The organism is Novosphingobium sp. GW821-FHT09E05 (assembly GCF_059416165.1).
In genome coordinates this window covers 286,479-301,628 of record NZ_JBWKOQ010000003.1, presented here as the reverse complement: position 1 = coordinate 301,628, position 15,150 = coordinate 286,479, and the positions used below count along the sequence as shown (strand labels likewise).

Annotated in this window: 13 protein-coding genes; 5 read left to right on the top strand and 8 right to left on the bottom strand. The window is 67.2% G+C overall.

The genetic code is table 11. The annotated features are described in order from the left end of the window. The first annotated feature begins 28 nt into the window (after nt 1-28). The gene (locus tag AC07M9_RS15760) at nt 29-1,291 is read left to right on the top strand and encodes an MFS transporter (protein WP_494884917.1); all 1,263 of its coding nucleotides are present in this window, start codon (nt 29-31) and stop codon (nt 1,289-1,291) included. A 119-nt stretch (nt 1,292-1,410) separates the two neighbouring features. Here AC07M9_RS15760 and AC07M9_RS15755 read toward each other — a convergent pair whose 3' ends face one another. Continuing rightward, nucleotides 1,411-2,259, bottom strand: coding sequence for a TauD/TfdA dioxygenase family protein (locus AC07M9_RS15755; protein ID WP_494885055.1), 849 nt, complete (start codon nt 2,257-2,259; stop codon nt 1,411-1,413). Nucleotides 2,260-2,374: 115 nt separating this feature from the next. Here AC07M9_RS15755 and AC07M9_RS15750 point away from each other — a divergent pair, with 115 nt between their 5' ends. Continuing rightward, nucleotides 2,375-3,541, top strand: coding sequence for an aromatic ring-hydroxylating oxygenase subunit alpha (locus tag AC07M9_RS15750; RefSeq protein ID WP_494884916.1), 1,167 nt, complete (start codon nt 2,375-2,377; stop codon nt 3,539-3,541). Between the two features lie 5 nt (nt 3,542-3,546). Further along, nucleotides 3,547-4,203, top strand: coding sequence for a cysteine hydrolase family protein (locus AC07M9_RS15745; protein ID WP_494885054.1), 657 nt, complete (start codon nt 3,547-3,549; stop codon nt 4,201-4,203). 50 nt (nt 4,204-4,253) lie between these two features. Here AC07M9_RS15745 and AC07M9_RS15740 read toward each other — a convergent pair whose 3' ends face one another. From AC07M9_RS15740 to AC07M9_RS15725, 4 genes are all read right to left on the bottom strand, one after another. After that, on the bottom strand, nt 4,254-5,162 hold the full coding sequence (locus tag AC07M9_RS15740; RefSeq protein ID WP_494884915.1) for a ribokinase: 909 nt from the start codon (nt 5,160-5,162) through the stop codon (nt 4,254-4,256). Between the two features lie 123 nt (nt 5,163-5,285). Next, entirely contained in the window at nt 5,286-6,134 is an 849-nt protein-coding gene (locus tag AC07M9_RS15735; protein WP_494884914.1) for a TauD/TfdA dioxygenase family protein, read from the bottom strand. Beyond that, complete coding sequence (locus tag AC07M9_RS15730) at nt 6,131-6,925, bottom strand: nuclear transport factor 2 family protein (protein WP_494884913.1); 795 nt, start codon at nt 6,923-6,925, stop codon at nt 6,131-6,133. The genes AC07M9_RS15735 and AC07M9_RS15730 overlap by 4 nt, the downstream gene beginning before the upstream one ends. 11 nt (nt 6,926-6,936) lie before the next feature. Further along, on the bottom strand, nt 6,937-8,175 hold the full coding sequence (locus AC07M9_RS15725; RefSeq protein ID WP_494884912.1) for an aromatic ring-hydroxylating oxygenase subunit alpha: 1,239 nt from the start codon (nt 8,173-8,175) through the stop codon (nt 6,937-6,939). 131 nt (nt 8,176-8,306) lie between these two features. Between AC07M9_RS15725 and AC07M9_RS15720 the strand changes: the two genes are divergently transcribed. Continuing rightward, nucleotides 8,307-8,615 (top strand): Rieske (2Fe-2S) protein, encoded by a 309-nt coding sequence (locus tag AC07M9_RS15720; RefSeq protein WP_494884910.1) that lies wholly within the window; start codon nt 8,307-8,309, stop codon nt 8,613-8,615. 9 nt (nt 8,616-8,624) lie between these two features. On the opposite strand, the gene AC07M9_RS15715 is transcribed toward AC07M9_RS15720, so the two are convergent. Further along, nucleotides 8,625-9,275 (bottom strand): cysteine hydrolase family protein, encoded by a 651-nt coding sequence (locus tag AC07M9_RS15715; RefSeq protein ID WP_494884909.1) that lies wholly within the window; start codon nt 9,273-9,275, stop codon nt 8,625-8,627. A 162-nt stretch (nt 9,276-9,437) separates the two neighbouring features. Between AC07M9_RS15715 and AC07M9_RS15710 the strand changes: the two genes are divergently transcribed. Then, the gene (locus tag AC07M9_RS15710; protein ID WP_494884907.1) at nt 9,438-11,024 is read left to right on the top strand and encodes a carboxylesterase/lipase family protein; all 1,587 of its coding nucleotides are present in this window, start codon (nt 9,438-9,440) and stop codon (nt 11,022-11,024) included. Nucleotides 11,025-11,053: 29 nt separating this feature from the next. On the opposite strand, the gene AC07M9_RS15705 is transcribed toward AC07M9_RS15710, so the two are convergent. Together AC07M9_RS15705 and AC07M9_RS15700 are read right to left on the bottom strand one after the other, a co-directional pair. Continuing rightward, nucleotides 11,054-12,304 (bottom strand): MFS transporter, encoded by a 1,251-nt coding sequence (locus AC07M9_RS15705; protein ID WP_494884905.1) that lies wholly within the window; start codon nt 12,302-12,304, stop codon nt 11,054-11,056. A gap of 99 nt (nt 12,305-12,403) precedes the next feature. Then, nucleotides 12,404-14,812: a TonB-dependent receptor gene (locus AC07M9_RS15700; protein ID WP_494884903.1), complete on the bottom strand. Its 2,409-nt coding sequence runs from the start codon at nt 14,810-14,812 to the stop codon at nt 12,404-12,406. Nucleotides 14,813-15,150: the final 338 nt, after the last annotated feature.

The following is a 15,150-nucleotide window of genomic DNA, read 5'->3' as shown; positions in this document are numbered from 1 at the left end:
CCTGCCCACGCCCGCTAGGGATCCTGCCATGACCGCGACCGTGCCTCCGACCGTGAAAGCGCCGATGAACAGCAGGCTGCTCACCTACATCGTGCTCCAGGCGCTGTGCCTGATGTACTTCATGCTCTCCGCCGGCACCTTCAACTCGCTGGGGATGGTCATCCCCTCGATGGTCGAGGAGTTCGGGATGAGCTGGGCGCAGGCGGGCTTCGGCTTCACCCTGCTGGGCACCGCCTGCGGCATCATCAGTCTTGCGCCGGCGCTGACGATCCGCAAGCTGGGCGTCGGGCGCACGCTGCTGACCGGCACGGTGATCCTGTTCGCCGGATTCGGGCTGCTCTACGCCTCGACCGGGGTGGGCACCTACTATCTCGGCACGACGCTGCTGGGCGTGGGCTACTGCTTCTGCGGCACGGTCCCGGCGGTCCACGTACTGTCGAGCACCTTCAAGCGCCGCTCGACGGTGCTCGGGGTCTACTTCACCATCGGCAACCTCGGCGCCGTCGCCGGGCCGATGCTCTACTACGGCTCGCAGTCGGCGGGGATGGACTGGCGCCACTACTGGCTGATGTTCGCTTTCGCCGCAGTCGTGGTCGGCGGGTTCAGCACGATCGTCGCCAGCCGCCTGCGGCTCGGCGCGGCCGGGGACGACGAGGGCCCCGCCGCCGCCGACGCCCCGACCGAATGGACCGTCCGCGCGGCTCTGGGCACCGTGCAGTTCTGGATCGTCGTCTTCGCCTATACCGCGTGCCTGGCGATCAACACCACCACCCACGGTTTCGCCTACCAGCACCTGCTGGAGCACGCGATCGCGCAGGACCGCGCCTCGCAGCTCATCAGTCTCTCGGCGCTGGTCTGCGCGATCGGATCGGCGCTGGCGGGCCTGGTCGGCGAGAAGACCTCGCCGCGCGCGCTGGTGATGTTCTCGCTCGGCTGCCTGGGAGTCTCGGCCGCCACGCTGGCGCTCGCGGACGGGCCGCTGATGCTGATCCTGTGGATGGTGACGTTCGGCGGCGGGCTCGGTTTCAGCTACGTCTCGACGGTGATGCTGCTGCAGGAATACTTCGGCCGCCGCGCCTCGCTCGAACTCTATTCGATCATGATGGCGGTCTCGACCTCGGCGGCGCTCGGCCCGGCCCTGGGCGGCGCGATCAAGGACCAGACGGGCAGCTTCTCGGGCGTGTTCTTCGGCCTTGCCGCCGTGAGCGCGGTCCTGTTCTGCGCGGTCGCGGTGCTGCGCAAGCCGGCGGCGCGGGAGAGCTTCCAGGTGCCGCTGGCCGCCGAGGGCTAAAAGACGAAACAAAACACCCGTCGCGGTTTAGATCGCAGGCAAGACAAAGGGCGGGGGCTCGTCGTGAGCCCCCGCCCTTTGTCTTGCCTGCGATCCCGGATCAGGTCCGGGACGACGGTTCACACCGGCTTTTCGCCCTTGACCTGGATGCGGAAGCCCGAGCGGACGGCGGGGAAATAGTCCCAGATCGCCATGTGCTGGCCGCAGCGGTTGTCCCAGATGGCGATGGCGTGCGGGCTCCAGGTGAAGCGGCACTGGAACATCGGGCTCTGGACGTGGTCGTAGAGGAAGGCGAGCAGCGCCTCGCTCTCGCGCTCGGGAATGCCCTCGATCCGCGTGGTGTAGCCGCGGTTGACGTAGAGCGCCTTGCGCCCCGTCACCGGATGGATGCGTACGACCGGGTGCGCGGTGCAGGGCAGTTCCATGCCCTTCGGCACGAGGCCGCCGAACGCCTTTACCCCGTCGTGGACGGCGCTCAGGCCCTCGAGCTGCGCCTTCATGCGGTCCGACAGCGCGTCCCAGGCGGCGTACATGTTCGAGAACACCGTATCGCCGCCAAGCGCAGGGACGGTGTGGAGATAGAGGATCGAGCCCATCGGCGGCTCGGGATCGCAGCTCATGTCCGAGTGCCAGCCCTCGCCCGCGACGTAGGTGGAATTCTCGTCGGCGTGCATCTTCGTGATCTCGTCGAAGCCGGGCACGCGCCAAGGCTTGGTGCTGGGCGCGATATGCGCTTCGCCGTAGACGGCGGCGAGGCGGCGGTGCGCCTCGAAGTCGATCGGCTGGTCGCGCAGGAAGATGACGAGGTTGTCGGCCAGCGCACGGCGCAGCTCGTCGGCCACGTCCTCGCCGTAAGGCTGCGTCAGGTCGACACCGCTGACATAGGCGCCCAGCGTCGGGTTGAGCTTTTCGATCTTCAAGAACCGGTACTCGGCCTCCACCGGCTTGTCCTGCACCGCCACATCCATCTTCATCTCCTGTTCCTTGCGAGTCGAATGATCGCACCGAATTTTTGTTGATGCAATTTGTAATGCATATACCATGGCAATATACATCGTTATCTGGATTCGAAGGAGCCGCGCCATGACCGCAGTCTTTCCCGAAGCCGCCATCCGCGCCGCCGACGAGGCGATCAACCGCGACATCGGCGAAGCGCTCGCCCTTCCCGGCGCATTCTACGGCGCCGAATTCTTCGCGCTTGAGCGTGAGCGCCTTTTTCCTTCGGGGTGGTGCGCGGTCACCGTCGCCAGCCTGATGCCCGAAAAGGGCGACGTGATCCCGGTCGACGTCGCCGGCTGGCCGGTCCTGCTGACCCGCGGGCGGGAGGGCGAGATCAAGGCCTTCCACAACATCTGCCGCCACCGCGGTATCAAGCTCGTGACCGAATGCACCCAGAAGGCGCGCCTCACCTGCCCGTGGCATGCGTGGACCTATTCGCTCGACGGGGAACTGCTGGCGACACCGGAAATCGGCGGCGCGAAGATCAACCAGGCGGACGGGTTCGACCGCGCCGAGCTCGGCCTCAAGCCGATCCGCGTCGGCCGCTGGCTGGACCTGGTCTTCGTCAACATCGACGGCAAGGCGGCGCCCTTCGAGGAGTGGATCGCCCCGCTCGAGGCGCTGCTGGCGGACTATGACCTCACGAACCTCGTCCACGGCGAGCGGCTGGTCGACAGCTACGGCGCGAACTGGAAGATCTCCATGGAGGCGGGCATCGAGGACTACCACCTCCCCTTCGGCCACCCTCAGCTCGAAGCGCACCTGTTCCGCAACACATCGCCTTGCGTCCACAAGCCGGTCTACGCGGGCGGCTATGTCGACGTCGGCGCCGCGCACGAGGAAGGCTCGGAAACCCGCGCCTGGACCGCGCGCCTGCCCGACCTGAAGACGCGTGAGGGCAAGCCGCTGCCGCTGCTCTATTCGCTCACGCTGTTCCCCACCGCCACGGTGCTGATCACCGCCGACCACGTCATGCTCGGCACCCTGCTGCCCGACGGACCGGACCGCACGATCATGGACATCAGCCTCTACTACGACGGCGACGCCGCCACCGACCCGGCGCTCGCCGAGGCGCGGCAGGGCAACCTCGACATGTGGCTGGGCGTGATCCCGCAGGACAAGCCGTTCATGGAAGCCGCGCAGGCGGCCATCGCCGCGCGCGACCTCGCCGGCATCGACGCGCGGTTCTCCCCCTACTGGGAAGGCGGGGTGCGGGGCCTGCAGCAGATGGTGCTCGACGCGGTCGCGTGAGTGCGATGCTCACCCTGCCCGCCGCGCCGAGGCCCTTCGCGCTGGAGCCGGCGGCCTGCGCGCTGCTGGTGATCGACATGCAGCATGAGTTCCTCTCGCCGGGCGGTTGGATCGACGCGCTGGGGCTCGACGTGGGGTTGCTGCAACCGGCGGCGCACAACGTCGGGCGCGCTCTCGCCGCCGCGCGGGAGGCGGGGCTTGCGGTGTTCCACACGCGGGAGGGATACTCGCCCGACCTGTCGGAATGTCCCGCGTACAAGCGCGATCGCGGCATGCCCCCGCCCGGGGCGGCAGGCCGCCTCGGCCGTTACATGGTGCGGGGCGAGCCGGGCCACGCGATCGCCCCGCCCTTCACGCCGCTGCATGGCGAGCCCGTCATCGACAAGCCCGGCGCGGGCGCCTTCCACGCCACCGATCTCGAGACCCGGCTAAGGGCACGCGGCATCCGGCAACTCGTCGTCTGCGGCGTGACCATCGACTGCTGCGTGCTCGCCAGCCTCTTCGAAGCCAACGACCGGGGTTTCGAGTGCCTGCTGATCGGCGACGCCACCGGCTGTTACGATCCGGCGACGACGCAGGCGGTGGTCGCCGTGCTGGCGATGGGGGTGATCGCCAGCGTCTGCGATGCCGGGGACTTTGTGCAGGGCTTACCTGCGAGATAACCCGCGTAGTCCGATCCTCCCTGCTGCGCAGCAATGAGAGGATCGTTGACTTACGTCAGCAGCGCATCGACCTCGGCGCGCACCGGCATCGACGGCGCCGCGCCCCGCCGCCCGACCGAGATCGACGCCGCGGCATTCGCCAGCTTCAGCGCCTCTTCCGGGCCGATGCCCTGGTCGACGCAGGCGGCGACGACCCCGCAGAAGCAGTCGCCCGCGCCGCTGGTGTCGACCACCGTTTCGGCCGCGATGGCCGGCGCGAAGATGGCGCGCTCGGCCCATACCGCAGCAGACCCTATAGCGCCGAGGGTCACCACCACCGCCTGGTTGGGACGGGTGAGCAGCCGCCGCGCGACGAGCAGGTCGTCGAGCGCCTCGGGCTCGCGGTCGAGCTGGAGATAGTCGGCGAATTCGCTCTGGTTGAAGATCAGCATGTCGGAAAGGGCGAACAGCTTCGATCCCGCCGGCACCGCAGGCGCGGCATTGAGGATCTTGCGGACCGGGGCCGATGACTCGTGCGCGAACAATGCGGCGATCTCGTCGATGTCGGTTTCGAGCTGGACCAGCAGCACGCGGGTCTGCGCGTCGATGGCGCCGATCACTTTGCCCGCCCGCGCCGCTTGGTTCGCGGCCGATTCGACCAGGATCATGTTGTCGCCGGCCGGCTCGATCAGGATCGTGGCGCGCCCGCTGCCCTGGCCGTCCAGCACCGCGACATGCGCGGTATCGACGCCTTCGACCTCCAGCGCGCTGCGCAGCATCGCACCTGCAGCATCGCCGCCGACCGCGCCCGCCATGCGGGTGACCGAACCGAACCGCGCGGAGGCAATCGCCTGGTTGAGCCCCTTGCCGCCGACCGCCTGCTCGCTCTCGTCCACGAGCAGCGTCTGCCCCCAGCCTGCACGCGAAGGCAGGCGCAGCGCGATGTCGAGATTGAGGGAACCGAAGACGCTGACGCTCATGAAATTTCCTCAGCTGCGAATACGTAGTAACTGAAACCCGACCTTCGCGCGACACGAACGGAAGTGGTATCGGAAGTTCGATCTAGACCCGCAGGGAAGCGAATTCTTGCTCCCACGCGCCCTTCAATACGGGCGGTCGCCCTTGACCCACATCCGGTGCATCTCGCGGATGTAGCGGGTGTCGTCGAACAGGGTGCCGGTGTGCAGGGTGCAGCGGTTGTCCCAGACGAGCACGTCGCCGACCTGCCACTTGTGGCGATAGACGAAGCGGTCCTGCGTGACCCATTCGATCAGTTCGTCGATCAGGACCTCGCTTTCGGCGGTGGACCAGCCGACGAAGCCGGGCGTCAGGCTCGACACCCAGAGCGCCTTGCGGCCGTCCGCCGGGTGGGTGCGCACCAGTGGATGCACGACGTCCGGATTGGCGCGCAGCACCTCGGGCGGCACGGCCTTGCGTCCCTCGCTGCGCATCTTGTGAAGGTATTCGAAGCTGTGGATCTGCTTGAGCTGCGACAGCTCTTCCTGCCGCGCCTCAGGCAGCGCTGCGAAGGCGGCGCACTGGTCGGCGAGCAGGGTGTCGCTGCCCTCGGGCGGGACCTCGATGGCGTGCAGCATCGTGCACATCACGGGCTGCGCGGTGTAGTTGAGATCGGTGTGCCAGCCGATCCCGTCGTTGTGCGCGCCGACCGGCCTGCCGTCCTCGAGCCGGTTGGAGAGGACGTAGACTTCGGGGTGGCCCGGCAGGATGTGGTCCTGCAGCGTATGCCCGTTCAGCTCGCCGAACGCCTTGCCGAAACGCACGAACGCCTCCGGGTCCATCGCCTGCCCGCGCAGCACGATCGCGCCGGTGCGGTGGAACTCGGCGACCACGGCGGCGAGCATCGCGTCGTCCGCGCCGGCGAGGTCAATACCGATGATCTCGGAGCCGAAGCCGTCCTTCAGCGGCGCGGTATCGAGCGTCAGAGTGGTCATGCCGCGTCCCCCGGCCCGGTCTTGCCCAGCAGCGACCAGTCATACTTCAGGTTGAGGTGCGAGCCGTCGCAGAACGGCTTGGTCTTGGAATAGCCGCAGCCGCAGATCGCCTGGAGCCCCGGCTCCTCGACAGTGAAGGCGGTGACTTTCTTCGGGCTTTCAGCCGCCTCGGCCTCGGTGACCAGGCGCGAGCCCTCGCGGCCGCCCTGGCGCCACAGGTAGGTCTCGCCGGGCTGGAGATCGAGGAAATAGGGCTGGCTGGGCGTGCCGTCGGGCCAGCGCTTCTTGACCCAGCCTTCGGAATAGGAGCTGGCCATGTTGAGCTTAAGCTCGATCGCGCTGAACTTCCAGGTGCCGCCGTCCTTGCGGAAGCGGGCGTTGTAGGTGCCGCCGATCCAGCAGGCCTCGGCCTCGCCGGTGTGCTCGTTGGGGATCGTGGCGGCTTCCCACAGGTACCAGAAGCCGCTCGCCTCGTCGCCCGAGGCATCGAATGTGATCTGCACCGAGATCATGTTGTGGAGCGACCACCAGATCTTCTCGCCCGCCACCGCCTTGAGGCCGAGCGCGCAGCCGTCGCCGCCGCCGTGGAAGGTGCCGAAGCCCTTGCAGGTCCAGGTGGCGTCGTCGGTGAACAGCGGGCGCAGCAGCACGGGGTCGTTTCCGACATCGCAGGAACGTGCATACGTGGTGACGAGATCGCAGATCTCGTCCTTGGCGGTGAGCCGGGTGACTTGCGCGCGCAGTGCGGCAAGCTCGGCGACGATGTCGAGGTCCATGGTATCCGTCGTCATGTCCGGTTCCCTTACTCGGCAGCCTGGGCGTATTCGCCGTTCAGCGAGGCGGCGTAGCTCTTGTAGCGCTTGATCAGCCAGTTGTTGATTTGCGCCAGCGTCTTCTCGTTGGGCGACCAGCGCGTGCGCGGGGCGACGCGCGAGGAGAGGCCCTTGTGGGTGCGGATGTTGGCCACCGTGTCCTGCTCGTTGAACACCGCGACGCCGTCGATCGTGCCCCTGAGCAGCAGGTCGGCGGTGGGAAGCGAGAGGTTGTCCCAGCTCGTCAGCACGCCGACGCGCAGGGTGATGTCGCCGGCGGCCTGCGGGAGGATCACGTAGTAGAACACCACGTCCGCCTGCGCGCCGAGGAACAGGTTGGGCATGACGCCCGCGAACACGACGCGGCTGCGCTCCGCCTCGGTGAGGTCGGGCAGCGCGGGGAACAGGGCCTTGCCGGCGATGTTGAAGCCGCCGTCGATGTGCATGAACTCCACCTCGCGGTAGATGGCGCCGTCGTCGGTCTCGTCCCACTCGGTGAAGCGGGTGTTGCTGGAGGGGGCGAAGTCGTGGATGCCGGTATGCAGGTAGTGCGTGTGGTAGGGCTCCAGCGCGTTCTCCTGCATGAACTTCCAGTTCCACTTGTTCGAGGCCCACTCGACCGGCTTGATCGAGGCGAGGTCTTCCATGTGGTGGTTCTTGACCAGCTCGGTCAGGCCCTTGAGCCGGGGCGCCAGCGCCTCCGCCTCGCCGTCGAAGTTGACGAAGATGAAGCCGTTCCAGATTTCCGAGCGGAACGCGGGCAGGCAGGCGGTGTGCTTCAGCTCCGCGAAGGGCAGCGTGCCTTCCATCTCGGGCGCGCCGGTCAGCGTGCCTTCGAGATCGTAGGACCAGCCGTGGAACGGGCAGGTGAAGTTCTTCGCATTGCCGCTTGCCTCGCCGAGCAGGTGCCCGCGGTGGCGGCAGACCGAGGAGAGCACGCGCACCTCGGAGTCCTTGCCCCGCACCACCAGCAGCGGTTCGCCGATCACTTCGAGCGTGAAGTAATCGCCCACCTCAGGGATCGCGCCGATGTGGCCGACGGCCACCCACTCGCGGTCGTAGACGGCGCGCTTTTCGAATTCGAACCAGGCGGGCGAGGTGTAGCACTCGGGCGGCAGGCTCATCGCCTGGGACACGTCGCCCTGGCTGGCGTCGAGCTGGCCCAGCAGGGCCAGGACTTCGGGCTCCAAAACGAGATCGGGCAAACCGGCCCGCAAGAACTGAGTCATCCTGTCACCTTTTTTCGAATCGCACTTTGGTCATGTAATCAAAGTGCATTGCATATTGCATTGCATCGTACAGGATTATAGGCGACTGGCAATCATCCAATCCTACCCGGCCAACCATTTCGGGAGTACCCATGATCTTTCTGTGCAAGGTGACCGACGTTCCCGCAGGCCGCGCCAAGCGCATCGCCCGGGGCCGCAAGCCGGCGGTCGCGGTGTTCGACGTGGACGGCGTGCTCCACGCGACGGCGGACCAGTGCACCCACGGCACCGCACTGCTTTCGCGCGGGAAGATCATCGAAGGCAAGGTCGTGTGCCCACTGCACGCGGGCAGCTTCGACCTGCTGAGCGGCGCCGCGGTGGATCTGCCGTGCGAAGAACCGCTCGCCATCTACAAGGTCGAGGTCCGGGGCGAGGACATCTACGCCGAAGTGCCGGACTGAGCCGGGCCGTCAGGCGGCGACGAGCGCCGGGTCCAGCGCCGCGACGAAGGTGCCGGTGGTTTCGATCGTCGCCGCATAACGGCCCAGCGCAGCCAGCGCCGCTTCGTGCGATTGCGGCGAACTCCCGGCGCAGGCGTCCGCGAGCACGATCACGTCGTAGTCGCGCATGAACGCGGCGCGGGTTGTCGAATCCACGCAGCAGTCGGTGCTCACGCCGGTCACGACGAGAAGTTCGATGCCGCGCTGGCGCAGCCGCGCGTCGAGCGGGGTTTCGAGGAAGGCGTCGTAGCGCGACTTGACCACTTCGAGGTCGCCCGCCTCGGGCGCGATGCGCCAGTACCCCGCGCCCGGCGTGCCGCCGCGGCAGAGCGCGGCGCCGCCGCCGCGCCCCATGCGCTCCATATGCCCCAGCATTGCGGGCGAGTCGGTTTCCGGCGCGGTTTCGAGCCGCACGAAGACGACCGTCAGGCCCGCTTTGCGTGCAGCCGCCACCGCCCGCTCGATGTTCGCGACCGCTGCCGGGACCGCCGAAACGTCCGCACCGGCCTTGGCGCAGAACCCCTCCGGCGCGACGAAGTCGACCTGCACGTCGATGACGAGCAATGCCGCCTTCGTGGTGGCAAGGCGAGAGAGCAGTGGATCGCGCGCGGGTGACGACATGACGACAAAGTTCCTTGGGTTGCCTTGCGACGATGGGCGGCGACTCCCGCGCAAGCATTTCCGCGCGCGTCGCAAAGAGCAGGCTATCGAAAATATGCCATGCATCAAGCCGTTTAATACGCTTTGCTATTTGCATCATATCCTACGCAGGAGTCGCAGACCTTGAGGACACGACGCAACTTTCGCCTACCCCTGGTCGCGCTTACCCTCATGGCGCTGGTCGGTGCCACGTCGCGGGCGATCGCCGACGATGCGGCACCGGTCGTCTCCGCAAGCGCAGGCAAGCTGGAGGGCAGGCGCGACGGCGCGGTCGACGCCTTCCTCGGCGTGCCGTTCGCCGCGCCGCCGATCGGGGCGCTGCGCTGGCGGGCGCCGCAGCCGGTCCCGCATTGGAAGGGCCTGCGCAACGCGGGCGCCTATGGCCCCGACTGCATGCAGTGGCCGCTCGATGCGCCGCCGAGCGCCGCTTACCTCCGCCCCGTCAGCGAGGACTGCCTGACGCTCAACATCTGGCGGCCTGCGGGCGCCAAACCGAAGGGCAAGCTGCCGGTGATGGTGTGGATCTACGGCGGTGCCTTCGCGATGGGCTCCGCCTCGTGGCCGGTCTACGAAGGCGCGAACCTGGCGCGCGAGGGCATGATCGTGGTCGGCGTCAACTACCGGCTGGCGCGGTTCGGATGGTTCGCCCATCCCGCGCTCAGCGCAAAAGACGAGGACGGGATGCTCGCCAACTATGGCCTGATGGACCAGATGGCGGGGCTGCGCTGGGTGCAGGACAACATCGCGGCGTTCGGCGGCGATCCGGACAACGTCACCGTCTTCGGCGAATCCGCCGGCGCCTTCTCGGTCAACGCGCTGATGGCCTCCCCCAGAGCGCGCGGGCTGTTCACCCGGGCGATCTCGCAGTCGGGCGGCGGGCAGAAGGGCTTCGGCCGCCGGCTCGACACGTACCTACCCGAGGCGGAGAAGACCGGCCTCGACTGGACCCGCTCGCTCGGCATCGCCGACGGCGACCTTGCCGCGATGCGCGCGCTGCCGGCCGCCGCCGTTCTGGGCCCCAAGGATCCGCTGGTGCTGGGCGGGATCATAATCGACGGGCGCATCGTGCCCCAGCCGGTCGACGAGGCGTTCCTCAAGGGGGACATCGCCCGCGTGCCTTACATGGTCGGCGCGAACTCGTGGGAGGACAGCCTGCTCAAGTACATTCCGGGCGCCGAAGCCGCCGTCATCCCCGCGATGGGCGCCAGCGCCGCGCCCCTCATGGCGATGTACCGCAAGGACGGCACGGTGCCCGAGCGCGAGGCGATGCAGCACCTGTGGGGCGACGCCTTCATGACCGCCCCGGCGCGCTTCCTCGCCCGCCGCGCCGCCGCGACCGGGCAGCCGACCTACCTCTACCACTTCAGCTACGTGCCGGTCGCGGCGCGCGGGAAGATCCCCGGCGCGCGGCACTCGGCCGAGATCAGCCTCGCCATGCGCAACGAAGTCGGCGGCGCGCAGTTCGAGGAAGGCACTGCCGATACCCCCATGGCCGAGGCGATGAGCGGCTACTGGCTGCGCTTCGCCAGGACCGGCGATCCGAATGGCACCGGCGCGCCAGAGTGGCCGCGCTATGATGCCAAGAGCGACCGGCTGCTCGAGTTCGCCGACGGGGGACCCGTCATGCGCGAGAAGTTCGACAAGGATGCGTTCGATCTCATCGACGCGGCCTACCTTGCCCGGACCAGGCTCGGCGAACCCCGGCCCTGATGCTACGCTAATGCGGCGCTATGCCCACGCTAATGCGCGTGGGCATAGCGGTATGGCCCGAAGGCCAGGATGGCGAAGCCGCTGTAGACCAGCACCGCGATAACCGCATAGATCGCCGGATCGTAGCTGCCGGTCAGGTCGAACGCACCGTTGAGGATCAGCGGAACGAGCGCGCCGAATCCCAGCGTTCCGGCCAGAAACACGCCCGCGATCCGCCCGAACTCACGCAGCCCGAAGTAGCGCGTCACCATGTAGAGCAGCAGCGTGAACTCCATGCCCGCGCCAAGCCCCATGAGCACGCCCGCAAGCAGCAGCACCGGCCCGCTCTGGACCAGCACCAGCAGCGTCGTGCCAAGCGCGGCGATCAGGAACAGCGGCACAAGGATAAGCGGCCGCCGCGAGCGGTCGGCAAGCCAGCCGGCGAACGGCTCGGCCAGGATCGTCGAGAAGGCGAACGCCTGGATCACGCCCACCGCCTGACCGATCGGGATGCCGCGGTCGGTCAGCAGCGGGACGATCGCGGTGAACATCGATGTCATGCAGCCCGCGCCGAGCGGGAAGATCGAGAACATCCACCAGAACACCGGCCGCCGCATCGCCTCGCGCAGGCTGTCGCCGGGCAGCGGGGCAGCCTCGGCCGCGCCGAAGTGCGCGACCTCCTGCGGCGCCTCGCGCAGCCACAGCGCCATCACCGGCAGCGCGACGAGGGCCATGAGCCCGGCGATGACCACGAAGCCGCCGCGCCAGCCGAGATGGAGCAGCGCCTGGCCCGCGATCATCGCAAAGACCAGCGAGCCGCCGCCATACCCAACCCCGCCGCTGAAGCCGGTCCACAGTCCGCGCGTCTTGTCGAACCACGAGGCGAGGATGCGCGTGAAAGCCAGTGTGTTGGGCAGCGCCCCGACCACGCCCGCGAGGAAGAACAGCGCGTAATAGACGGCGAGATTCGCCGGCACCGTGGAAATCGCGAGGATGGTCGCAGCCAGCGCCACGCAGCCGGCGAGCGCGATGCGGCGGGGGCCGAAACGGTCCGCCAGGATACCCGCGAAGGGGCAGGCGATCGCGGTGCCCACCGCGCAGGCGCTGAGCGCGCCCGCCACGGCGGTGCGGCTCCAGCCGAAGTCTGCCGCGATGCTCTTGAGGAACACCCCCATGGTGGTCGCAAGCGTCGGCGTGATCGAGAAGAACGCGCCCACCGTCGCGGCAAGGATCACCGTGGCCGCCGACCGGCGCGAACGCGAGGGCGGCGCCGGTACCATGGTCTCGGTGGTCTGCAGCATCGATCTGTTACCTTCCGTATTGAGACGCACGATCGGGCCGTCGCCATATGGCGACGGCCCTCCCGTTGCTGCATCGGCCCGAAGGCAGTCTCGTGGTCTTCAGAACTTGTAGCCGACCGAGAAGATCGCCTGGCGTGGAGCAATGAAGGTGTCGGAGATCTGCCCGCTGCCGTAGGGATCGGTGAAGCGCGAGTTGACGCCATTGGTGTCGAACACGTTCGTCACCGTCACCGAAGCATGGAAGCCGGTTTCGCCGAAATCGTAGTTGGCGAAGAGGTTGACCTGCGAATAGCCGGGCGTGTCGTCCTGCACCGGAGTGCCGAAGACGCGGGAGTCGAACTTGCCGCGATAGATGTACTGGGCCCGGGCGGTGAACTCGCCGGAACCGATCTGGCCGGTCCACGAAATGGCAGCCGAACCCTGCACCGAAGGCATCTTGGGGATTTTGTTGCCATTGATGTTCTGGCGGGCCGCTTCGCGGGCGAGCGAGGCCGCGTAGAAATTGCCGTAGAACCCACCGGTGCCCGCGAAGCCCGCCGCGACCTGCGCCGCGTCCGCCGCCGTTGGGTTGAGCGCGAGGTAGTCGCCCTTGAACTCGCCGTGCAGCAGCGAGAGCGAACCCTCGAGGCGCAGGTGTTCCGTGGCGCGCCAGTCGGCCTCGAACTCCGCACCGAAGACTTCCGCCTTGGGCCCGTTGCTGATGCCGTCCGCGAAAAGCACGGCGTCTTCTTCCAGGAACTGCAGGTTCTTGTAGAAGTAGTAGAACGCGGAGGCGTTGAGCTGCAGCGTGTTGCCGAAGAAGCGGTTCTTCGAGCCGATCTCGATCGAGTCCAGCGTCTCGGGCTTGAAGGTGGGCTTCACGCCGCTGTCCCATCCGAAGATGGTGAAGGACGAGTTGCCCTGCGAGGCCGAGCTGTTGATGCCGCCCGGCTTGAAGCCGCGCGTGTAGCTCGCGTAGAGCATGTTCTGCGGCGTCAGGTCGTAGTCCACCGCGAACTTGCCGGTGACACGAGCAGTGGTGGTACCGACGCCCGGAGTGGGCTGGAGGTAGGCGCCCGAGGTCTTGTCGGTCGTCGGCCCGGCCTGGCTATCGCCCTGCCCGCTGTACTTGTCGTGGTTGTAGCGCGCGCCGGCGGTGATCGACAGCTTGTCGGTCAGGTCGAGGCTGGCCTGCACGTAGCCGGCATAGGCCTCGCGCGTGATCGACGAGAGTTCCGCGTAAGTGAAAGTCTTCACGCGCGGGTCGTTGTAGGGCGTATCGACCGGAAGCTGGCCATTGAGGCCGTCACCGAGCGCGGACCGGAATTCGTTGATGTAGTTGTCGTTCCTAGAGTGCAGGTAGACGCCGCCGATTATCCAGCGGAACGGGCCGTCGTTGTCCGAGGCCAGGTTGTACTCCTGGGTCCAGGACTTCGTGTGCTGCTCCCAGGCGGCGATGTGGTCGTAGCGCACGCCGGTACCGGGCTTGATGGCGTTGGTCAGGTTGTAGAACAGGTCCGTGTTCAGACCATCGCCGTCCCAGGAAAGGTTGCTGTGCAGCTTCTGGTAGCTCGTGATCGAGCTGAACGTCGCGCCGCCCATGTCGAACTTGACCACGCCGTAATACAACTGCGTGCGGATGTACGTCTTGCCCGGGAAGTCCTGCGTCAGCTCGCGCTTGTCGGGATTGGGGTCGAGGATGTTCTTCTGGGCAGCGGCATTGTTGTCGCCCTTGTACTGGATCGTGCTGAGCAGCACCGATACCCGGTCGCTAGGCTGCCACTTGACCGCGAACTTGCCGCCCCACTCGTCGGCGTCGTCCAACTCGTAGTCGGGATCGCCGGCGACGCTGGTGGCCTTGGCGTACCCGTCGTGCCGGTAATGCTGTACCGCGCCGCGCACCGCAAGGGTTTCACCAATGGGAATGTTGAGCGCCGCGTCGGCCTTGAGCAGGTTGTAGTTGCCGTAGCCGATGTTCGCGGAGCCGGAATACTCACCCGGCTCAGGCTGCTTGGACACCACGTTGATCGTGCCGCCGGTCGAGCCCTGGCCGTACATCGTGCCCTGCGGCCCGCGCAGCACTTCGACCTGCGCCACGTCGATGAAGGCGGCGTTGGCAGCGATCGAGTTGAAGATGTAGACGCCATCGACGTGGAACGAAACGCCGGGCTGGGTGTTCGGGTTCTCCGGCGTTTCCGAGCCGATGCCGCGGATCGAGATCAGCCGCTCGCCGCCGCCGCTCTTTGCAACGACCAGGCCGGGCACGCTGCCGTTGAGGCCGGTGATTTCGGTGATGTTGGCCTTGTTGAGCGTATCGTCGGTGACGGCGGTCACCGAGAGCGACGCCTTCTGCAGCGTCACATTGGTGCGCTCGGCCGACACGACGATCTCTTCGAGCGGTGCGCCGGAGCCGCCGGCGTCGGCGCTGTCGGCCGCCGCATCGGCAGCTTCGTCCGCCGCTGCGGCCGAGGCATGTACCGGGCAGGTCGCGCCAAGCAGCGCCAGGACGGAGACACCCGTGGACTTCACTAATCGAGCTCTCGTGATCACAATAACCCCCCATTCGTCAGAGGCGCACCCGCAAGGGTGCGCGCGTTGCCACCGCCCTTCGTTCCGGAAATCCTCCCCGATGCTTGGGCCCGTTTCGACCCGGCTGTGCGCATGGCTTGCCCGTTGGGCCTCGCTCGCCATGGCATGCTGCGGTGGGCCTGTGTTCCCACCGCAGCATCGCCTGCACGCCTTAATCCCTGAACCTTGTTCTAATTTCGAATCGCATGATTATTTACAATGCGATTCTATTTGTAACGTGAACTGTCATTCTTGCATGGGCAAGGCGGAAATTCGAAACCCGCCTTGCATCGCACCAT